The following is a 17867-nucleotide window of genomic DNA, read 5'->3' on the forward strand; positions in this document are numbered from 1 at the left end:
TGGGTGAGGGTTGATTCAAATCCCGTTGGGGCCGGGAGCCTGGATGCTGGCCGCGGCAGGACGCAGCGGAAGGCGCCACAGGCGCGAGGCGCGGCCAACGAAGACGCCGGTGAATGCACCGTACAGTGCAGCAACGCACAGCACGTACGGTGTTTCCTGGACCAGTTGCGGCTCCATGGCGAGATCCACCCCGACCACATACTTCACCAGAAAGATCCCCACGATCAGCAACAGGGGGACGACGCTGCCCGGCAGGAGATACAACCCCCGCGCCGGGTCGTAACGCGCGGCGTTGCGGCCACGCGCGAGCAGGGCGAGCGCAAGAGCTGCGGCGACGAGCCAAGCCGCGATGGAAATGGCCCAATGGGGCGTTCCGCCCAAGGCCGAGATCGTGCCCGACACCGAGACGATGGTCATCAACAAGGGCAGCAGCGACACACGCGCCAGGCTGGCTGTGCGCTCGCGCAGCTGGCTGATGCCCAGCGCGAGCAGACCAGCGAGCAGGCCCCACACCCATATCGGCGTACTGCGCACGATCGGTACCAAGGCTTCGGGATGATTCACAACGAGTTGCAGCAGCATGGGGTTTCCCAGAGGAGATGGATTGAGGGGAAGGCCGAGGCCGCACTGTGCATGGCGCGACCGCTCATGGACATGGCGCTGCGACGAAACCCCGGCATCGTGCCGCGAACCGCCTCAAAACTGGAGTGAGTCGCGTTGCCCGCGCCTGAGATCGCGGGTCGTTGTCAGATGCGCCCTGCCACGCGGCGACGAAAGGCTTCCTCATCGATCAACGCACTCAGCGTGCCGGGATCGGCCGGTTTGACGAAGTGGAAATCAAAACCGGCCGACTTTGAGGCTTCTCCGGCCTCTTGCTGTCCCCAGCCAGTGAGAGCTATCAACAACAAGTCGCCGCTTGCACGCGTCTCGCGCAAGCGTTGAGCCAACTCGACGCCCGACATTCCGGGCATTCCAAGATCGAGAACTGCAACGTCAGGCTTCGCCATGCCGATAGCGTCGAGCGCCTCCGCGCCATCGAAAGCCACCAGGGTCTGATAGCCGTAGTACTCCATGGCTTCACCAAGCAGGTTCGCCGCGTCCTCATTGTCATCAACGATGAAGACCTTGATCTGCCCCCGTTCCGCCCTGCTCATGTGCCATCCCCTGCCAAGCTGTTTTGACTGACTGTCTGCGTACAAAAAATCGATGCTCGGGCGCTCATCGGTGCGGGCCCGCAATAACTCCATTTTTAGAAGCCGTGAGAGATTCACCATCGAATTCGCTCCGTTGTTCTTGAGACGCTTGTTCGAGGGGCTGCGCTCTGGCGCCTGCCTTGAAAACAGCTTCTTGCCAATGCTTCAGTTCGCCGCTTTCACGTGGACAGTGAGACCGACCAACGCAAGTCGATCGACCTCGGCGTACTCGGGCAGGGCCAGTTGGTGTGCAGAAACGTCGACCTCGAGCACCTGGTAGCGCAGGGTGGCCGGGCGGGCTGCACGTGTGCGCATGATCCGCGGCTCGACGCTGCGCAGCAGAATGTCCACCCCCCGTACGATGGGCGCCACCGCACACATCATCAGCGTACCTCCGGGCAATAGTCGGTCAAGGCATTCGTCCACAATTCGCACGGCAGGCCCGGTGCCGAGTTCACCGCCGCCGTGCTGTGAAGTGCGCCGCTGTCTATTGATCAATCCCGGCGGATTCGCGAGCACCAACAGGGGTGGTTCGGTCACAGCGCCCAGCAAATCCGATCGACGACATTCGAAGTGAGACAGGTTCGCGAGCCGGGCGTTCACTTCAGAAAAACGCAGCGCGCGAGGATTCTGGTCGATCAACAACACCCGTGTCGGACGCTCGCCAGCCATGGCCGCCCACATGCGCGCCGCAAGGATGCCTGCAGCGCCGCTGCCGCAGCCCAGGTCCACCAGCGTGAAGGGTCGTGTGGGCGAGGCCGAAGGCGCGGACGGACCCAGCAACTCACGCGCGACAAATGACCCGAATCGCTGCGTATCGGGTCCGACAACCACATCCTGATCCGCATGGGCCGGCAAGGCCGAGTGCGCGAGCAAGGTATCGGCAAAGCTGGAGAAGCGCACGCGACTGCGCACGCTTTCGCCATCGGTGATCTGCAACACGCCGGCTTCGCACAGAGACTCGATCAGCCCCGCTGGCAACTGGCGCGCCAATGTGTCGAACGTGCCGACACGGTTCCAGCCGAAGAGGTCGGTGAGACCGAGCGCGCGGCGGTTGGTGAAACGTCCGTTGACCAAGGTCTGGGTTTCTATCGAGGGACAGACCCAGGAGTAGTTCTGCCGCATCAGTTCCCGGCCCAGTTCCACCAGCGCGGCTATCGTTGTTGCTTCGTCGTGCGTTCGCGACGCGACGATCGGCATGGGGTTCAAGCTCGGGGAGAGCAATTCAGGATGAAGCGAAGAATGGGTTCCAGCGAAGGGCGCCCAGTCCGCTGTCCGCTGTCGGGGTTCTGATCTTGAAGCATCGTGAAGGGGAGACATGCAAAGGTCCAGGAAGATGGAGGGAGGTGTCAAGACACTCGCAGCGCGGGGCAAACGGTGTGCCCGCGTCTCGCACCTCCTCAGTGCATCGCCCATGTGGTTCGGAGCCAAGCCCCCTGGGCACACCCATTGCCCCGCAGTGGAGGTTCCTGGAGTTCAACTGGTGCACGTACTGCTTGCCGATGATGACCGCGACTCGGCCGAAACTTTGGCGGAGCTGCTCCTGCTTGCCGAATCGCGCCAGGTCACGATCGTCTTTGATGGTGTCGAGTTGTTGGCGGCAGCGACAGGAATCGGCACACATCCTGATGTCATCGTCACCGATATCGAAATGCCCAGGATGGATGGGTTCACGGCGGCCAAAAGAATCAGGAGCGCGCTGGGCGCTGCCACCCCGCTCCTCATCGCTGTCACGGGACACATGGGTCTGGCAAAACTTGCCGCACTCCACAAGGTCTTTGATCATGTCCTTCTCAAGCCATTCAAGATCCAAGACTTGGTAAAGCTGCTGCCAGACCTTTAGCTTCCAGGGCTTCTGTCGAGTTGGTTTCCAACGAGGCTGTTCATCCCGGAACCACTCTCGGCGCCGCGGCAGTTCGCTCAACGGGTAGAGACGTCCAGGTACGCATCAGCTGTGGCACCGGCTTGCTTCGCCCCGCCTCCGGGAACAGCACTCGCGCCGTGTGCTCCGGGTCCAACCGGAACGCCTGGGCGCATGCCGCTGCGATCAGCGAGTCCAGCGCGAGGGTCGGCTGGAGGTCGCGGCCTTCGAACAGGTTTCCCGGCGCGAGGCCCGGCCAGTCGGTGACGATCCGCCCACCCTGCACGGCGCCACCGATCACCATGGCCGCAGCCGCGGTGCCGTGGTCGGTGCCGCCGGTGCCGTTGACCGCGACAGTGCGTCCGAACTCGGTCGCGACCAGAACCACCGTTTGCGACCAGGCCGCGCCCATGCCGTCGCGCAGCGCGCCAACCAGTCCGTCCAGTCCGCGCAGCTGCGTGGCGAGGCGGGCGTCCTGCCCACTGTGCGTGTCCCAGCCTCTGGTTTCGATCATCGCAACACGCGGCCCGTCCGCACGGGCCAGGAACCCCGCTGCGATACGTCCGAGCGCCGCCGCATCCTGTCGGTTTCCGCCACCGCCCATTCTTCCGCCCGCCATGCCGCGCGCTTCGAGGGCCGACGTCCACAGGGGCCGCAGTTGCCTGTCAGGTGCATAAAGCTGCTCCACCCGCATGAGCAGGTCTTCGTTGGCCTCGGGCAATGTGGACGGTGCATAGGTCGTGACATCGACCGCACCCTGCAACGCCAGGGGTACGGCGGGTGAGAACGCGATCGCATCCTTGCCGCTGCGTGGCAGCAGGCCCAGAAGCCTGTTCATCCAGCCGTCCTTCAACTGGTAGGGCGCCTCGCCTCCGGTTTCCAGCACGTTCTGGCCATCGAAATGGGAGCGGTCACGGTACGGCGACGCGACCGCGTGGAGAAACGTGGCCTCGCCCCCCGCATAGAGTTCACGCAGCCGCGTCAGTGCCGGGTGCAGTGCAAACGTGCCGTCCAGCTTGAGGGCGGCATCCGGGTCGATGGCCAGCTTGCCGCGCAGCTTGGCATAGGCCGGCTCCGCGTAGGGGATGACGATGTTCAAACCGTCCGCCGCACCACGCTGGATGATGAAAACGAAGCGTCGCTCGGTGGCGGCCTGCGCGAAAAGCATCTGCGGTGCAGCGAGCAACGAGGCCGCTCCCAGAAAGCTGCGTCGGTCCAGATCCATCCCTATCTCCTCAAAAATTCCGGAGAAACCAGCAGCAGTGCGATCGCCGTGCCACCACTCTCTGCGCGCGCGATGGCGCCTGCAGTGGCATCGCTCAGCACACCGGGCAGCACACGCGGCGCAAGACCGCGTGCGTCCACCGTGTCGCCCGCTTCCTGCGCGAGCCGTTGTGCGACCTCCACGCGGCGCATCAACGCATCGGGCGCGGCCCAGGTTGCGGCGGCATCGTTGTAGCCCGCAGGCGAGCCAGGTCGCCATACCGGCTGGCCCAGTTGGGTCAGCAGACTCGCGGCCTGCGCCGGCGCCACCGTGCGGCGGTCAAGTGCTCGCAGGCTGGAGATCGACCAGTCCCAGGGAGACTTGAACTTGGTGGCGACCGATTGCCAGACTTCTTGCGATGCGATCAATTCGCGGTAGACACTCGCCAGATCACCGCCTGTGCGCCCGAAAGTGTCGGCCAGGCGCTGCACCAGCGCTTGTGGGGGATCGTCCGCGACGAAGTGTCGTGCGAGCTTGCGCGCGATGTGAAGCGCGGTGGCTGGTGCTGAGACCAGCTCGTGGATCACGGCGCGCGCCTGCCCTTCTCCGTCGTCGGCATACGCCTTGCCGAGGAGGGTGCGCGTGCCGGGCTCGTGCAGCGCAGGTGCAAAGCGGAAAGTGGCGCCGCCGCTGGTTCCGCCATCGCCGGGCAAGGTCCAGCCGGTGAGCGCGCGCGCGAACTCCTTCACGTCTTCCTGCGTGTAGCCGCTGCGCACGCCCAGCGTGTGCAGCTCCAGGATTTCGCGCGCGAGGTTCTCGTTCAGGCCCCGGCCGCGCGAGCCCATCATGCTGCCGGGACCGGTCGATTGCGCCTGGTCCAGGTACAGCAGCATGGCCGGGTGCCGCACAACCGCCAACAGCAGATCCTCGAACCGGCCCAGCACATTCGGGCGGATCGCATCGGCCTCGAAACATCCCGCCAGGCCCACGATCAGCAGCTTGTCGACGGACACCGCGAAGTGGTTGGCCCAGAAGTGCACCAGGCGTTCGACGAAGGGGGTGGAGGTCTGCAGCGCGCTGACGGTGCGCGCACCGACCGCCGCCTGGTAAACCCGGCTGCCCTCGCGCAGGTACTCCTCGCGGATACCGCTGCGCTGACCCTCGGGCGCCTGCCGCACCGAGCGCTGCATGTTGTTCCATACCTCCACGAGCGCGGCCGTGCGTGGCAGCGGCTTCCAGGCCGCCGGCAGTGGCTCATAGTTCTCCAACTGCGAAAACAGCCAGCGCTGCGGGTTGGCCGGTGGCGCGTCGTCAGGCCGCGCCCCGAGGCCGAAGCGGTTCAGGGCAAGTGCAGAGGGCGTCATGGCGTTGATTCTTCCAGACAACGCGGCGCCAGCGTTGTCTGGCACGTTACGAACGTGTAAAGCGACCGCTCAGACCGTGATCAGCACCAGGGTGACGCACTGTTTCCTCATGATTGAGGGAGGCGCTCAGGCTCTCCCCAGCCAGCGCGGGCTCAGCGCCGGGGCTGCCGGCGCAAGAGGCCGAGCCCGGCCATGCCCACCCCCAGCAGGGCGAGGGTGCCGGGTTCCGGCACGGGCAGGATCTGGCCGCGAATCTCGCCGGCGGGGAATCCTGCGGTGTGGAAATTGGCGTAAACCAGGCCGGCCAGCAAGCTGGGCAGCTGCGCGGTCAGCGTCGTGCCGTTGCCTTCAAGGGCGTCCCATTTACCGGTGATCGTGCCGCCGACGTCGCTGGCGAAGGGCGTGACAACGATATCGTTGGGAATGGTGTCGTTGAACGGCGCACCGAAGAAGCCGAACACCACCCCGGCGTTCGACCCGGGAGGCGCCGCAGCATGCAGATGAGCCGCGAGGAGGTTATCCGTAATGCCGGGAGTCTGCCCCCCCGTGAAGTCCAGACCGTAGATGGTGAAGCTGAAAGTCAGCGCATTCTGAGCGTCGTTGAGGACAAAGCTGCCCGTGCCGTAGGCCGTCGATGCATTCGGGATCGACTCCTGGCTGCCGCTGAGCTGGGCCGAGAAGACGATGCCCGCTTGCACGGCCGAGGCGCCGACCAGCAAACCGAGGGCGATGAGGCAGTTGTGCAACTTGGACATGGCGGAAAGCTCCCCAACAGTGGTTGGCCGACGCGCGATCGCGTGGCGAGCAAAAGTCAAGCATGGAATGCGCCAGTTCAACAACTCCGTTGCCGATCAACACCTTCGCGATGGCCACCGACGCCGGACCCCATCGGCCTGTCAAGTTCTTCGACAGCCCGCGAAGGGGCCCGGGTTCACGGGACGGGGTCTTTGGTGGCCGTCACATCCTCGATGCGCGCATCGCGCCATTCGGTACGCTCGACCTGGTGCATGGCTGCGCCGAAAGGATCGTCTGCCATCTCATGACCCTTGACGTGCCACTCATGCTGGAGCACGACAACGGGTGAGCGGAGCAGTGTCTTGTGGTGACGGTAACGGTAGCGGCCGGTCAGGGTTCCAATGGTCATGGATTCATCGAGCTGGGGTGCCCAGCCATAGGTAGGTGATTCAGAAGCGGTGCATGTGACAAAACGTTTCAGATTGTAAGCATACATCCCTTTGAGGACGCAGCCGGCAAGCTCAGTTCGCATCGTTGATGCCCCTTGACGACTCCTGGTTCCAGCGCTCGCACGTGCGTGACCCGATCAGCTCGCCCATCTGGAACAATCCCCGCATGACCGACACCCCCACTCCCGACGGCCGACCGGACGATCCGGCCGCTGCTCCCGACACACCCTACGCGCTGCAATACCCCTGTGGCGAACCACCGGCACCTGGTGAGGTGCGCGAAGTCGCGCCTGGCGTGCTGTGGCTGCGCATGCCCTTGCCGTTCGCGCTCAATCACATCAACCTCTGGGCCGTGGCCGACGAGGATGAACAGGGCCCGGGCTGGGCCGTCATCGACACCGGCACCAAGACACCCGAGGCGCTGAGCGCCTGGCGCCAGCTGATCTCACCCGAGGGCCCGCTGGCCGCCACGCCCCAGGGCGCGCGCATCACGCGCATCTTCTGCACCCACATGCACCCCGACCACGTGGGCATGGCCGGCTGGCTCACGCGCAAGTTCCAGTGCCGGCTGTGGATGACACGGCTCGAATACCTCACCTGCCGCACCCTGGTGGCCGACACCGGTCGCGAGGCGCCGGAAGAGGCCATCAGCTTCTACCGGCAGATGGGCTGGAACGAGGAGTCGCTGGACATCTACCGCACCCGCTTCGGCGGCTACGGCAAGTACATGCACGCGCTGCCCGACAGCTTTCGCCGCCTCACCGATGGCGAGACGGTGCGCATCGGCGCGCACGACTGGCGCGTGATCGTCGGGCGTGGCCATTCGCCCGAACACGCCTGCCTGGTGAACGACGAGCTGGGCGTGATGGTCTCGGGCGACCAGGTGCTGCCGCGCATCTCGTCGAACGTGAGCGTCTTCCCCACCGAACCCGACGCCGACCCGCTGGCCGACTGGATCCACAGCATCGAGCACCTGCGCGCCACGCTGGGCGATCACCTGCTGGTGCTGCCGGCGCACGGCGAGCCCTTCCGCGGTCTGCACGCGCGGCTGGACCGCCTGGCCCACGGCCACGAGCGCGGCCTGCAACGCCTGCGGCGCAGCCTGGCCGAATCGCCCAAGCGCACGGTCGACGTGTTCGGGGCGCTGTTCGCCCGCTCGATCGACGCCAACGGCGAGCTGCTGGGCATGGCCACTGGCGAAGGCGTGGCCCACCTGAACCACCTGCTGGTGCGCGGCGAGGCCGCGCGCGAGGTGGGTGCGGACGGCGTGTACCGCTATCGCATGAAATGAGGCCTTGGGCAGGAACGCCGCTTGCCCGTTATGGCCATCACGATTTCAGGAGTAGCGCCATGAGCAGTCGAACCCTGAGGCGAGGCGTGCAGGTTCTTGCCGTGCTGATCGCAGGTGCAGCGTTTGCAGACAACCTGGCGCCCCGCGATCAAGTGTTCCTTGAGCAAGCAGCGCAGCATGGGCACGCCGAACAATCGGCCAGCCGCCTGGCGCTGACGAAGACGCGCGACGCGCGGGTGCGTGCATTGGCCCAACGCATGATCGACGACAACGCCCGTGTGGTGGAGGAATTGCGCACCCTCGCCGCGTCAAAAAACTACACACCGCCCCGGGAACCTTCGATGCTGCAGAAGGGCAAGGAAATGCTGGTAGGCGGCCTCAGCGAGGACCACTTCGATCGGCGCTACGTCCATCAGATGGGCGTTGTGACGAATGAGACGACGGTTCAACTGTTTGAAGAAGCAGCCCGCGAGGCTCGAGACCCTGACGTGAAGGCCTTCGCCACAAGGCATCTGCCCACGGTGCGCGACCACCTGCAGACCGCACGGGAACTCAAGGTTGCGTTCGAGCCGGCGCGTTAACCGACAGCGCAGGCCAGGTATCCAGTAACCCGGATACCCGGCATGCAGCGCTCCCCGGAAGCTTTCGTTAAAAAGCTTCGCGGCCCTTAGCGGTAGATGTCAGCGCCACGAGCGCCGCGCCAGTGGCCCTCGAGGTGCGTGGCATCGTCATCGTTGCGTGGGCGAACGCCCATCAGGATGCCCCCCTCGCGAATCCCGGCGTCGTATTTCTTGATGCGCTCCTCCGGAATGCCCCAACCCACGAGCGCTCCCACCAGACCACCGGCGGCGCCTCCTGCGCCTGCGCCAGCCAAGGCTGCTGCAATGGGCCCGGCGATCACCAGTCCCAAACCCGGGATGGCGATGCTGGTGCCCACGGCCGCGATGGCAGCACCCACCGCGCCGATGACGCCGCCAATGCCCGCGCCGATGCCCGCGCCCTCGGACGCCTTGTTGCCGAGTTCGGTTTCACGACCGTCATCGTTGGCGAAATGGCGCTCTCGCGTCTCCTCCGACATCACGAGGTTCACTTCGTCCTTGTCGTAGCCCCGATCGAGGACGCCCTGGTATGCGATCTCGGCGCTCTCGCGGTCGGGAAAAATGCCTGTCAGATATCTGTTGTCGGTGGCCATGATTGCTCCTGTTTCAGTGTGTGGATCGGTATCGCTATGACCTCGATGGAGATCGATGAACACATGGCAATCGCCGCGCCCATGCGTCACGTTCTCGCTTCTGAAGGGCAGGCATCGGGAACGGGGCTTGCCTCGGTTCGACAGGTGATGCGGCTCCCGCCAGGACTGGTGCCTGCATGCCTGAACCGATCCATTGAAAGGACACAGGACATGTCTGAACACGACAACGCGGCTCGTCAACGTGCGCAACACGAGAGCAACTATGGTTATGAGTCCGACCACCCGTCCTACCGCGCACGCGGCGCTGGAGACTGGAGCGGACGCACGGGCAGGAGAGAACGCTTCGAGCAGGGAAGCACCGATCAAAGCGTTGATGACACCCTCAACTCCCGCGAAGCCAACCGGCGGGAGAAGGACACGAAGAAGTGACGCTGCCGAATCGTCAGGCGTCGTGCCGGCGGCGGCGGCCCACCGCTTCGATGCGAAGCATCTGCCGGTATTTGGTGACGGTGCGCCGGGCCACCACCAAACCTTGCTGAGCCAACTGGCGCTTGATCTCCGCATCAGACAGGGGCTTGTCGGTCGCCTCTTCCGTGATGAGATCCTGTATCAACCCACGGATGGCCGTGCCCGAGCAAGCCTTTCCGCTGGCACTTACCATGGCACGCGAGAAAAAGTGCTTGAGCTCGAACACGCCCAGGGGTGTGGCCATGTACTTGTTGTTGGTCACGCGCGATACGGTGGACTCGTGACTGCCGATCTCCTCGGCGATTTCCCGCAAGCCCAGCGGCTTCATGGCCATGGGTCCGAACTCCAGAAAATGGCGCTGTCGTTTCACGATGGCCCGGGCCACGTCCAGAATGGTGGAGAAGCGCTGCTCGACATTGCGCAGGGTCCACTTCGCTTCCTGCAGGTGCGCGCCCATCTCCGACGTTTCGGCCGTGTGGTGGCGCTGGTAGAGATCGGCGTACATCTGGTTCAGCCTCACCCGCGGCACGATGGCCGGATTCAACTGCACATTCCATTCGCCACGGATCTTTTTCACGATCACATCGGGCACCACGTACGCGATGTGCGACGAACCCCAGCGCCACCCCGGGCGGGGATCGAGCCGGCGAATGCGGTCACAGACACTTTCGATGAACGCGGGCGTCTTGCCCAGCTGGCGCGCCAGGCCCTGAACGTCTCTGGCGGCGAGCGCGCTGAGATGAGCGGCAACGATGGTGTGGGCCACCGCCCTCATCTCCACGCACTCGATCTCGTGCAACTGAAGCTCCAGGCATTCGGCCACGCTGCGCGCGCCGACGCCCGCGGGCTCCAGCGACTGAACCATCTTCAGCGCGATCTGCATGTCCGCCAACTCCGCAGGCGGGTCCGTGGTCACCACGTCCAGCAGATCAGCCAACGGCGTCCTGAGGTATCCATCGTCGTCCAGAGATTCGACAATCACGCGGGCCAGGCTCAGGTCGCGCTCACACAAGGGCATGGTGTTGAGCTGGCTGGTCAGGTGCATGCTGAGTGAGCTGTCGGCCGTCATCAGATCCAGCGCGGAGGTGTCGCCGTCTGACGACTGGCGGGAACCCGAGCCTGCATCGGCATGCCACAGATCACGATCGCTCTCCAGGCCGGCATCCGAAGATTCACTCTCCACCCGGGTGTACTCGTCATCCTGGTCCGATCGGTCCTGCTCTGCGGACACCTCCGCATCGGACGCGTCGAACTCTTCGGGGTCGTCGGCGCCCTCTTCAACTTCCAGAAACGGGTTGCGGCCCAGGGTGTCTCGCACCACCTGACCGAAGTCGAGAGAAGACATCTGCAACAGGCGAACTGCATGCTGCAACCGGGGAGACAGCGTCTGGCTTTGGCGCTGGTCGGCGCGAACGTCCATGTGGATCACAGGTACCTCCTCGTTGTTGGTGTTGTTTTGGTCCGCTGGCAGGCCAAGAAATCAGCACGCTTGCAACCACCATGCCGGAAAGGCCGTGTTGACACAAATTCAAACAACTGCCGACGCTCACGGGCGTGGAGTGCGAGGGGCACAAGATTCGCCAGCCACGTGGTGTTTCATTCAGATGCGAATGAGGCATCTCTTCACCGATCGGCGGCCGTTTGCCGTAAAAGATGCCGAAACGAGGCACGCCTACCCTGCTGTTTCGGGTTCAGCGCTGCGGGTAAATCGCACGCGTGATGTCAAAGCCTTGCTGGTGGGCCTGCGCGAGCAGAGCCTGGAGGCGGTCCTGCGGCATCGTGGGCTGGCGAGACAGCACCCACATGAAACGCCGCCCGGGCTCACCGACCAGCGCCTCGGTGTAGTCCCCGTCCACATGCAGGATCCAGTAGTCCGCCCAGGCCAGTGGCAACCAGCGCAACCACGCGGGCCACAGACTCACCTTGAGCCGCGCGCCTCCGCCACCCAGCATGGGCACCGCCACCCCCCGGGCCTGCCGCACCCGCCCCGAACGGTCCGTGCACCGGTTGACCACATCCATGCGCAGCCTGCCCGGCGCCTCCCCACGGCGTCGGCGGTACTCGGCCGTGGGTTGTCCCTTGCACGCACCTTCAAATGGCGCGGGGAGACGGGCCACCTCATACCAGACGCCAGCGTAACGGTCCAGATCCACCATGGGTGCCGTGGTCAGAGGTGGGAGCACCTGGCGACCACCGACCACGCGCTCCAGTGCCGGTGCGAGCAAGCCTGCGACTGCCAAGGCTGCGGTGGGATGAATGCGCGATCGCCACTGGGCGGGCAACAACGGCAACGCCAGGCCGACATAGCGCATCCAGGATGAACCAGGCTTGGATGAAGCGGTGCGTGCTTGAACCGGGGTGGAACGACGACGCGAACGCATCATCCAGAACAGACCGACCAGCGCGGCCAGTCCCACCGATGCCGGGCCGACGAGTCGCCGCGACTCCACCTCCGCACGCTGGCGCAAACTCACCATGCGCCGGTGCAGGCCCTCTTCCCGCGCGATCAGACGGTGCTCGACGTCCAGGATCTGCTGATCCAGTTCGGACAGCCCGCGCTCTGTCAGCGGGGGCGTCGCCTTGTCCGAAACCCGGATTTCACGGGATGAAGACTCGGTCATGATCGCTGCGCTCTGTTGGGAGGCCGTCGTGGGTGCGCGGTGTAGGGGTGACCGGACCGGGAGAAGATGAAAACATCAGGTGCCGCCGCGTGGCTGGCAGGCGCAGTTTGGGCAGCAGTGTCTTCACCCGCAGCACCAGCCATGTGCCGATCATCACGTGCACCGCGAGCGCCAGGGCAAAGGCGCCCATCCAGTGAAGGCCGACCAGGGTGAGTCCCGTGATGATCAGGCTCCACAGGATCAGCCAGGCCGTGATGCCCACCACCGCCAGGCCGATGCCCAGCACCACGATCTGCAACAACGCCAGGCCCGCGCGGTGCAACTCCAGCGAGAGCAATTCCACGCGATCACTGAACAAGCGGGGAATGTCATGCCAGAGGCTCCTCAAGGTGTCCATCAAGGAGTCGGGCGTTTCACCCGGTTCCTTGAAGGACGTTGGCGCGGCCCTGCTCATGGCCTCACCGCATGAGGCGCGAAAACAGGACACCTGCCGCCAGTGCCGTCGCGACCGCACCCAGCGGGTTGTCTCGAATGGACCGACGTGCTTGCGTCACCCACTCAGGAACTGCGTTCTCGTGGTCGGCCAACTCCGCATGGCGCGCTGAAGCCCGGTCGGGGCTGGCCAGACCAGCGAAGTCCCCCGGATTGGGAACTCTGAAGTACTCCGACGATTCCTGGTTCATGGGAACTCCTTGTTGAGCGGAAGTTGACTCGGCGCAACGGGATCAGCGCACGGTGCCTCGACGGAACAGGTTGACGACCGCCAGGAGAATGACCGCGCCCAGGAACGAGACGAACAGTGCGCCCAGGCTGAACGCATCCTGGTTGATCGTGCCCACGCCCACCAAGGGCGAAATGAGCAAGCCACCCAGCGCAGCTCCCACGATGCCGACCACGATGTTGAGAAAGACGCCTTGCTGCCCGTCCGTCTTCATGGCCAGGCTGGCCAGCCAGCCAATGACACCGCCCACGACAAGCCAGATGATGAGGTTGATCATGCGAGTTCTCCTAAGGTTGAAACATGAGGCAAGGGCCCCGGGGTGAAGAGACCTGACGGTGGCAAACGGCATGCCAGCATGCGCAGCACCCGCCTGCGCAACGGCTGGGCACATGGGTTGCCGCCCCTTGTGACTGCCGTTTCACGAGGGCCCATGACCATGGCTCAGCGCTTTCTCCCCCCCTCCTCACCCGCCGCCACCCGCATCCTGCGCATGGACCATGCGCACGTGCTGGCGGATTTCCACAAGCTGCGCGCTGACACACCCGCTGCTGCACGGGCTGCCATCTGCCGCAGGATCTGCACGGCCCTGGAGCTGCACACGCAGCTGGAGGAAGAACTTTTCTATCCCGCCCTGCGAGAACTCACCACCCATCTGCCCTCGCTTGACCACAGCCAGACGGTACATGCGGACATGCGGCGTCAGATGGAACGGGTGCGCCAGCTGGATGAACATGCCGCAGAACAAACCGCCGCGCTGCATGCGCTGATCACGCAGATGCTTCAACACGTGCACCTGGAGGAGACGCTGCTGCTGCCGGCAGCCGAAGAACTGCTGGGAGCCGAGCGTCTGAATGAACTGGGTGTGCGGATGACGCGTCGACGCGTCGAACTGGCCAGGCCGCATGCGGTGGACATGGCGGCTGACGCGGTCCGCGCCGCCCCCCTGAAGTCCGCCCTCTACGCCGCTGGCACCCTGCTCGCGAGTGGCCTGGTCTTTCAGCACCTCAGGCGCCGCCGCATCACGAGGCATTGACCTAGATGGCTTCGACACTTCCCGTGATCGGGAGCACGACACCGGTGATGTACCCCGAGCAGGATGGTGCGGCCAGGAACACATAGGCTGGAGACAGTTCTTCGGGCTGCGCGGGCCTTTTCATGTCGGTCTTTTGGCCGAATTCGGCGACCTTCTCCGCCGGCAGATCGGCGGGATTGAGCGGTGTCCACACGGGGCCCGGTGCCACCGCGTTGACCCGGATTCCCCGCTCCAGCAGGTTGCTCGCCAATGATTTGGTGAACGCATGGATGGCGCCTTTGGTGGAAGCGTAGTCGAGCAAATGGGCACTGCCCTTGAGGCCTGTCACCGACCCGGTGTTGATGATGCACGCGCCCGGCTTCAAATGCGGCAACGCGGCGCGCGTGAGCCGGAAGTAACCGCCCAGGTTGGTTTCCCAAGTATCGCGCAGGCGTTCGTCGTCGATCTCGTCGATGGAGTCGGCATGCTTTTGCACAGCGGCGTTGTTGATCAGAATGTCCAGGCCCCCGAGGGTCTGCACGGTCTGCTCCACCGCCTCCTCGCACCATGCCTTGTCTTTCACATCGCCTTGCAGCAACAGGCAGCGCTGCCCCTCCTCTTCCACATGGCGCCGTGTTTCCTCGGCGTCTTCGGTGGAAGAGAGATAGGCGATCGCCACATCGGCGCCTTCGCGCGCGAACAACACGGCCACCGCGCGGCCGATGCCGGAGTCACCTCCGGAAATCAATGCCACCCGGCCCAGCAGCTTCTGGCTGCCCTTGTAGTCGGGCGCCATGAACCGGGGCTTGAGCTCCAGATCGGCTTCCTGCTCCCCGTCGGAGAGATGCTGGCTCGGCATGTGGGTGGGCTCTGGACGCGGGCTGGTCTGTACGGCCTCGTCTTCAATGGTGCTGGTGGGGTCCGTCATGGTGAGCTCCTTGCAAGGGAAATGAGAAGAGACTTCACCCTTGGCATGGGGCGTGCCGGCAACCGAAACCAGGGATGACCGGCGAGTGGAAAAAATTGCCGAAGGTTTGCGCGCGCGGGCCTGACGGGGTTGGCATCATTTCACGGGATGTGGGAGCGCCGTTTGCCGCAGCCCCTGCATCAAGGAGCCCATCATGAAACAGGTCAAGGATGTGATGACGCGGGACGTTCGCTCAATGTCGCCGCACGACTCCCTGCTGGAAGCAGCAAGGGCCATGGAGGCACTCAACGTGGGCGCGCTGCCGGTGTGTGAGGGTCCACGCGTGATCGGTGTGATCACCGACCGCGACATCGTGGTGCGGGGTGTGGCGCTGGAAATGCCGATGGCCACGACCCCGATCAGCGAGGTGATGACGCAGCAGGTGCAATGCGTATTCGAAGATGAAGGGCTCGACGAGGTGATCGCCAAAATGCAGGAGTCACAGATTCGTCGTCTCCCGGTGCTGGACGACGTGGAGCGGCTCGTGGGCATGCTCTCGCTGGGTGACATGGCGGCCAAATCCGACCCTGCCGTGGCAGGCTACATGTTGGCCGACATTTCCGAACCCGCGCAACCGACGCGCAATGGTCTGTCGGATGCCAGTGGAGGTGTCGGTGCCGGCGCTTCCTGAGGCGCAACACGGCTCGGCAAGCGGTTGATGATCTGGGGTCTCCTCACCTCGACGGTGAACGCGTGGCTTGACGACTTCGCGCCCAGCATGGGTGCTGCACTGGCGTTCTACACGCTCTTTTCCGTAGCGCCACTGCTGCTGATCGTGATCTCGGTGGCGGGCCTGTTCTTTGGTGAAGCTGCCGCGCGCACGGAGATCTTTGCGCAGATTTCCCACCTGGTGGGCGACGACAGTGCCCGAACGGTGCACACCCTGCTGGAGAGCCTGGACCGGCCTGCCGCCAGCGTGGTGGGCACCTTGATCGGCCTGGTCACGATGCTGGTGGGCGCCACCACCGTGTTTGCCGAACTGCAGAACGCGATGGACCGCATCTGGCAGGTACCCGCGCGCCCGGGCTCGAGCGGTATTCTGGACTTCTTTCGGGTGCGCCTGCTCTCGCTCGGTCTGGTGCTGGGCATCGGATTTTTGCTTCTGGTCTCGCTGGTGCTCAGTGCTTCACTGGCAGCCCTGGGCAAATGGTGGGCGCCCTGGTTTGGAGAACTGGCCGTCATCGCCGACATGGTCAACTTTGCAGTGACACTGGCGTTCATCACCGCGGTGTTCGCCATGATCTACAAGTGGATGCCCAGAACATCCGTGGCCTGGCGCGATGTGTGGTTCGGCGCGTTCATCACGGCCTTGCTGTTCACGGTGGGCAAGACCTTGATCGGCTTGTACATCGGCCGCAGCGGCGTGGCCTCGGTGTTCGGGGCAGCGTCGTCCCTCGTGGTGCTGCTGCTGTGGGTGTACTACTCGGCGCAGGTGTTTCTGCTCGGGGCGGAGTTCACCTGGGTGTTCGCGCAACGCAGAAAGCCGGCTTCACCCAAGCCTGCGGCTTTGCCAGTGCAGGAACGCGCCTGAGCACTCTGCGTGCCTGTCACGGGCATCTGCCTTGCCCTCTGGCTGCCATGTCCACCCTGTCCACCCCTGCGCGCTCCTCGCCCGCCTCTCCCACACCACAGCCTCACGCGTCCGACCGAATCAACGTGAACCGTTCGTTCACCTGCCGTTGCGGGCACCCCGTGTTCTTTCGCAACAGCATCTGCCTGGCCTGCATGGCTCCGCTGGGCTACGACCCGCAGCGCGGTGTGTTGATTCCACTGAGTCCCCTGCCCGATGAGGCAGGGGACACGGAGCTTTGGCAGAGCGCCGAACCCTCGCAGCACGAGGGGCGGTACGCACGCTGTCGCAACCTCAACTCGGCCGCTGCCTGCAACTGGCTGATCCCGCTCGGTGATGCCACATCGGTGGAGCAAGACCTGTGTCTGTGCTGCCGGCTCACGCGCCGGCTGCCCGATCTCGGCATCGCCAGCAACGCGGTGTGGTGGGGTCGCATCGAGACCGCCAAAAGGCGGATGCTGTCGTCGATGCTGGGCATGCATCTGCCCGTGGTCCCGCTGGCCGACGACCCCCAGCAGGGCCTGGCGTTCGACATCCTCACGTCCACCAATGGCATGCCCGTCATCACGGGCCACGAGAACGGTGTGATCACGCTGGATGCCCAGGAAGCGGACGACCCCACCCGTGAACTGCGCCGCACCCAGTTGCTGGAGCCGTACCGCACCTTGCTCGGACACCTGCGGCACGAGGCCGGGCACTACTACTGGCACCGCCTGGTGGAGCACACCGAGTGGCTCCCGGCTTTCAGGCTTGAGTTCGGCGACGAGCGCGAAGACTACCGGGGCGCGCTTCAAAGACACTACGCGCAGGGGCCACGCACCGACTGGAGCCTGCACCACGTCAGCGCCTATGCGAGCTGCCATCCCTGGGAGGACTGGGCCGAAACATGGGCCAACTACCTCCACATGACCGACACGCTGGACACGGCCCAGAGCTTCGGCATCGATGGGGAGCGGCTGGAACTGACCTATGAGCCCTTCACCGCCGAAGCGTTCGACGACACCGGTGCCGACAGTGCCGAATTCCTGCGCCTGCTCAACCAGTGGATGCAGCTCACCGGTGTGCTCAACGAGCTCTCGCGCAGCATGGGCGTTCCCGACTTCTACCCGTTCGTGCTCTCGGCACCCGCCGTCCGAAAGCTGCATCTGGTGCACCGCATCATCGACGCGGCAGATGCGCGGTGGAACGCCGGTGAGGGATACATGGCATGACGCTTCCC

At 64.6% G+C, this 17867-nt stretch carries 22 protein-coding genes; 8 read left to right on the forward strand and 14 right to left on the reverse strand.

The genetic code is table 11. The features are described from left to right. Window positions 1–15: 15 nt before the first annotated feature. The 3 genes from IV113_RS03195 to IV113_RS03205 form a co-directional block, all read right to left on the reverse strand. Window positions 16–582 carry a DUF6622 family protein gene (locus tag IV113_RS03195; RefSeq protein ID WP_291080726.1) on the reverse strand — a complete coding sequence of 189 codons (567 nt, stop codon included), beginning with the start codon at window positions 580–582 and terminating at the stop codon, window positions 16–18. 164 nt (window positions 583–746) lie between these two features. Next, complete coding sequence (locus tag IV113_RS03200) at window positions 747–1274, reverse strand: response regulator (protein ID WP_291080728.1); 528 nt, start codon at window positions 1272–1274, stop codon at window positions 747–749. A gap of 84 nt (window positions 1275–1358) precedes the next feature. Beyond that, window positions 1359–2393, reverse strand: a complete 1035-nt coding sequence (locus tag IV113_RS03205; RefSeq protein WP_291080730.1) for a methyltransferase — start codon at window positions 2391–2393, stop codon at window positions 1359–1361. Between the two features lie 283 nt (window positions 2394–2676). On the opposite strand from IV113_RS03205, the gene IV113_RS03210 reads away from it, so the two are divergent. Next, window positions 2677–3036 carry a response regulator gene (locus tag IV113_RS03210; protein ID WP_291080732.1) on the forward strand — a complete coding sequence of 120 codons (360 nt, stop codon included), beginning with the start codon at window positions 2677–2679 and terminating at the stop codon, window positions 3034–3036. 40 nt (window positions 3037–3076) lie between these two features. Here the strand turns inward: IV113_RS03210 and IV113_RS03215 are convergent, their stop codons facing one another. The 4 genes from IV113_RS03215 to IV113_RS03230 all read right to left on the reverse strand — a co-directional run bounded on the left by IV113_RS03215 (window position 3077) and on the right by IV113_RS03230 (window position 6889). Next, window positions 3077–4279, reverse strand: a complete 1203-nt coding sequence (locus tag IV113_RS03215) for a DUF1501 domain-containing protein (RefSeq protein WP_291080734.1) — start codon at window positions 4277–4279, stop codon at window positions 3077–3079. A gap of 2 nt (window positions 4280–4281) precedes the next feature. Further along, window positions 4282–5622: a DUF1800 domain-containing protein gene (locus IV113_RS03220; RefSeq protein WP_291080736.1), complete on the reverse strand. Its 1341-nt coding sequence runs from the start codon at window positions 5620–5622 to the stop codon at window positions 4282–4284. 152 nt (window positions 5623–5774) lie between these two features. Next, a complete protein-coding gene (locus IV113_RS03225; protein WP_291080738.1) occupies window positions 5775–6377 on the reverse strand; it encodes a CHRD domain-containing protein in 603 nt (200 codons plus the stop codon). Window positions 6378–6553: 176 nt separating this feature from the next. Continuing rightward, complete coding sequence (locus IV113_RS03230; protein WP_291080740.1) at window positions 6554–6889, reverse strand: hypothetical protein; 336 nt, start codon at window positions 6887–6889, stop codon at window positions 6554–6556. Between the two features lie 83 nt (window positions 6890–6972). Between IV113_RS03230 and IV113_RS03235 the strand changes: the two genes are divergently transcribed. Then, the gene (locus IV113_RS03235) at window positions 6973–8097 is read left to right on the forward strand and encodes an MBL fold metallo-hydrolase (RefSeq protein WP_291080742.1); all 1125 of its coding nucleotides are present in this window, start codon (window positions 6973–6975) and stop codon (window positions 8095–8097) included. Between the two features lie 59 nt (window positions 8098–8156). Further along, window positions 8157–8678 carry a DUF4142 domain-containing protein gene (locus IV113_RS03240; protein ID WP_291080744.1) on the forward strand — a complete coding sequence of 174 codons (522 nt, stop codon included), beginning with the start codon at window positions 8157–8159 and terminating at the stop codon, window positions 8676–8678. Between the two features lie 86 nt (window positions 8679–8764). Here the strand turns inward: IV113_RS03240 and IV113_RS03245 are convergent, their stop codons facing one another. Then, window positions 8765–9289: a hypothetical protein gene (locus IV113_RS03245; protein WP_291080746.1), complete on the reverse strand. Its 525-nt coding sequence runs from the start codon at window positions 9287–9289 to the stop codon at window positions 8765–8767. Window positions 9290–9499: 210 nt separating this feature from the next. Between IV113_RS03245 and IV113_RS03250 the strand changes: the two genes are divergently transcribed. Further along, window positions 9500–9718: a hypothetical protein gene (locus IV113_RS03250; RefSeq protein ID WP_291080748.1), complete on the forward strand. Its 219-nt coding sequence runs from the start codon at window positions 9500–9502 to the stop codon at window positions 9716–9718. Between the two features lie 13 nt (window positions 9719–9731). Here IV113_RS03250 and rpoN read toward each other — a convergent pair whose 3' ends face one another. From rpoN to IV113_RS03275, 5 genes are all read right to left on the reverse strand, one after another. Next, window positions 9732–11186 (reverse strand): RNA polymerase factor sigma-54, encoded by a 1455-nt coding sequence (gene rpoN, locus IV113_RS03255; RefSeq protein ID WP_291080750.1) that lies wholly within the window; start codon window positions 11184–11186, stop codon window positions 9732–9734. A 262-nt stretch (window positions 11187–11448) separates the two neighbouring features. Then, on the reverse strand, window positions 11449–12378 hold the full coding sequence (locus tag IV113_RS03260; protein WP_291080752.1) for a lipocalin family protein: 930 nt from the start codon (window positions 12376–12378) through the stop codon (window positions 11449–11451). Then, entirely contained in the window at window positions 12356–12832 is a 477-nt protein-coding gene (locus IV113_RS03265; RefSeq protein ID WP_291080754.1) for a phage holin family protein, read from the reverse strand. Before IV113_RS03265 ends, IV113_RS03260 begins: the two co-directional genes overlap by 23 nt. Before the next feature lie 4 nt (window positions 12833–12836). Further along, complete coding sequence (locus tag IV113_RS03270; RefSeq protein ID WP_291080756.1) at window positions 12837–13061, reverse strand: hypothetical protein; 225 nt, start codon at window positions 13059–13061, stop codon at window positions 12837–12839. 42 nt (window positions 13062–13103) lie between these two features. Beyond that, complete coding sequence (locus IV113_RS03275) at window positions 13104–13373, reverse strand: GlsB/YeaQ/YmgE family stress response membrane protein (protein WP_291081179.1); 270 nt, start codon at window positions 13371–13373, stop codon at window positions 13104–13106. Window positions 13374–13535: 162 nt separating this feature from the next. Here IV113_RS03275 and IV113_RS03280 point away from each other — a divergent pair, with 162 nt between their 5' ends. Continuing rightward, complete coding sequence (locus IV113_RS03280; protein ID WP_291080758.1) at window positions 13536–14132, forward strand: hemerythrin domain-containing protein; 597 nt, start codon at window positions 13536–13538, stop codon at window positions 14130–14132. 1 nt (window position 14133) lies between these two features. Here IV113_RS03280 and IV113_RS03285 read toward each other — a convergent pair whose 3' ends face one another. Then, complete coding sequence (locus tag IV113_RS03285) at window positions 14134–15039, reverse strand: SDR family oxidoreductase (RefSeq protein WP_291080760.1); 906 nt, start codon at window positions 15037–15039, stop codon at window positions 14134–14136. A gap of 193 nt (window positions 15040–15232) precedes the next feature. On the opposite strand from IV113_RS03285, the gene IV113_RS03290 reads away from it, so the two are divergent. From IV113_RS03290 to IV113_RS03300, 3 genes are read left to right on the forward strand one after another with little or no spacing between them, the layout of a single operon-like run. After that, entirely contained in the window at window positions 15233–15709 is a 477-nt protein-coding gene (locus IV113_RS03290; RefSeq protein WP_291080762.1) for a CBS domain-containing protein, read from the forward strand. A 27-nt stretch (window positions 15710–15736) separates the two neighbouring features. Further along, complete coding sequence (locus IV113_RS03295) at window positions 15737–16609, forward strand: YihY/virulence factor BrkB family protein (protein WP_291080764.1); 873 nt, start codon at window positions 15737–15739, stop codon at window positions 16607–16609. Between the two features lie 47 nt (window positions 16610–16656). Beyond that, the gene (locus IV113_RS03300) at window positions 16657–17859 is read left to right on the forward strand and encodes a putative zinc-binding metallopeptidase (protein ID WP_291080766.1); all 1203 of its coding nucleotides are present in this window, start codon (window positions 16657–16659) and stop codon (window positions 17857–17859) included. Window positions 17860–17867: the final 8 nt, after the last annotated feature.

This window comes from Hydrogenophaga sp., assembly GCF_018780385.1.
Classification (GTDB): Bacteria; Pseudomonadota; Gammaproteobacteria; order Burkholderiales; family Burkholderiaceae_C; genus Hydrogenophaga.

Excerpts from the sequence above, each read along its gene's own strand:
- IV113_RS03195 (WP_291080726.1), bottom strand. The coding sequence starts at position 582 with ATGCTGCTGCAACTCGTTGTGAATCATCCCGAAGCCTTGGTACCGATC.
- IV113_RS03200 (WP_291080728.1), bottom strand. The coding sequence starts at position 1,274 with ATGGTGAATCTCTCACGGCTTCTAAAAATGGAGTTATTGCGGGCCCGC.
- IV113_RS03205 (WP_291080730.1), bottom strand. The coding sequence starts at position 2,393 with ATGCCGATCGTCGCGTCGCGAACGCACGACGAAGCAACAACGATAGCC.
- IV113_RS03215 (WP_291080734.1), bottom strand. The coding sequence starts at position 4,279 with ATGGATCTGGACCGACGCAGCTTTCTGGGAGCGGCCTCGTTGCTCGCT.
- IV113_RS03220 (WP_291080736.1), bottom strand. The coding sequence starts at position 5,622 with ATGACGCCCTCTGCACTTGCCCTGAACCGCTTCGGCCTCGGGGCGCGG.
- IV113_RS03225 (WP_291080738.1), bottom strand. The coding sequence starts at position 6,377 with ATGTCCAAGTTGCACAACTGCCTCATCGCCCTCGGTTTGCTGGTCGGC.
- IV113_RS03230 (WP_291080740.1), bottom strand. The coding sequence starts at position 6,889 with ATGCGAACTGAGCTTGCCGGCTGCGTCCTCAAAGGGATGTATGCTTAC.
- IV113_RS03235 (WP_291080742.1), top strand. The coding sequence starts at position 6,973 with ATGACCGACACCCCCACTCCCGACGGCCGACCGGACGATCCGGCCGCT.
- IV113_RS03240 (WP_291080744.1), top strand. The coding sequence starts at position 8,157 with ATGAGCAGTCGAACCCTGAGGCGAGGCGTGCAGGTTCTTGCCGTGCTG.
- IV113_RS03245 (WP_291080746.1), bottom strand. The coding sequence starts at position 9,289 with ATGGCCACCGACAACAGATATCTGACAGGCATTTTTCCCGACCGCGAG.
- IV113_RS03250 (WP_291080748.1), top strand. The coding sequence starts at position 9,500 with ATGTCTGAACACGACAACGCGGCTCGTCAACGTGCGCAACACGAGAGC.
- IV113_RS03260 (WP_291080752.1), bottom strand. The coding sequence starts at position 12,378 with ATGACCGAGTCTTCATCCCGTGAAATCCGGGTTTCGGACAAGGCGACG.
- IV113_RS03265 (WP_291080754.1), bottom strand. The coding sequence starts at position 12,832 with ATGAGCAGGGCCGCGCCAACGTCCTTCAAGGAACCGGGTGAAACGCCC.
- IV113_RS03270 (WP_291080756.1), bottom strand. The coding sequence starts at position 13,061 with ATGAACCAGGAATCGTCGGAGTACTTCAGAGTTCCCAATCCGGGGGAC.
- IV113_RS03280 (WP_291080758.1), top strand. The coding sequence starts at position 13,536 with ATGGCTCAGCGCTTTCTCCCCCCCTCCTCACCCGCCGCCACCCGCATC.
- IV113_RS03285 (WP_291080760.1), bottom strand. The coding sequence starts at position 15,039 with ATGACGGACCCCACCAGCACCATTGAAGACGAGGCCGTACAGACCAGC.
- IV113_RS03290 (WP_291080762.1), top strand. The coding sequence starts at position 15,233 with ATGAAACAGGTCAAGGATGTGATGACGCGGGACGTTCGCTCAATGTCG.
- IV113_RS03295 (WP_291080764.1), top strand. The coding sequence starts at position 15,737 with ATGATCTGGGGTCTCCTCACCTCGACGGTGAACGCGTGGCTTGACGAC.
- IV113_RS03300 (WP_291080766.1), top strand. The coding sequence starts at position 16,657 with ATGTCCACCCTGTCCACCCCTGCGCGCTCCTCGCCCGCCTCTCCCACA.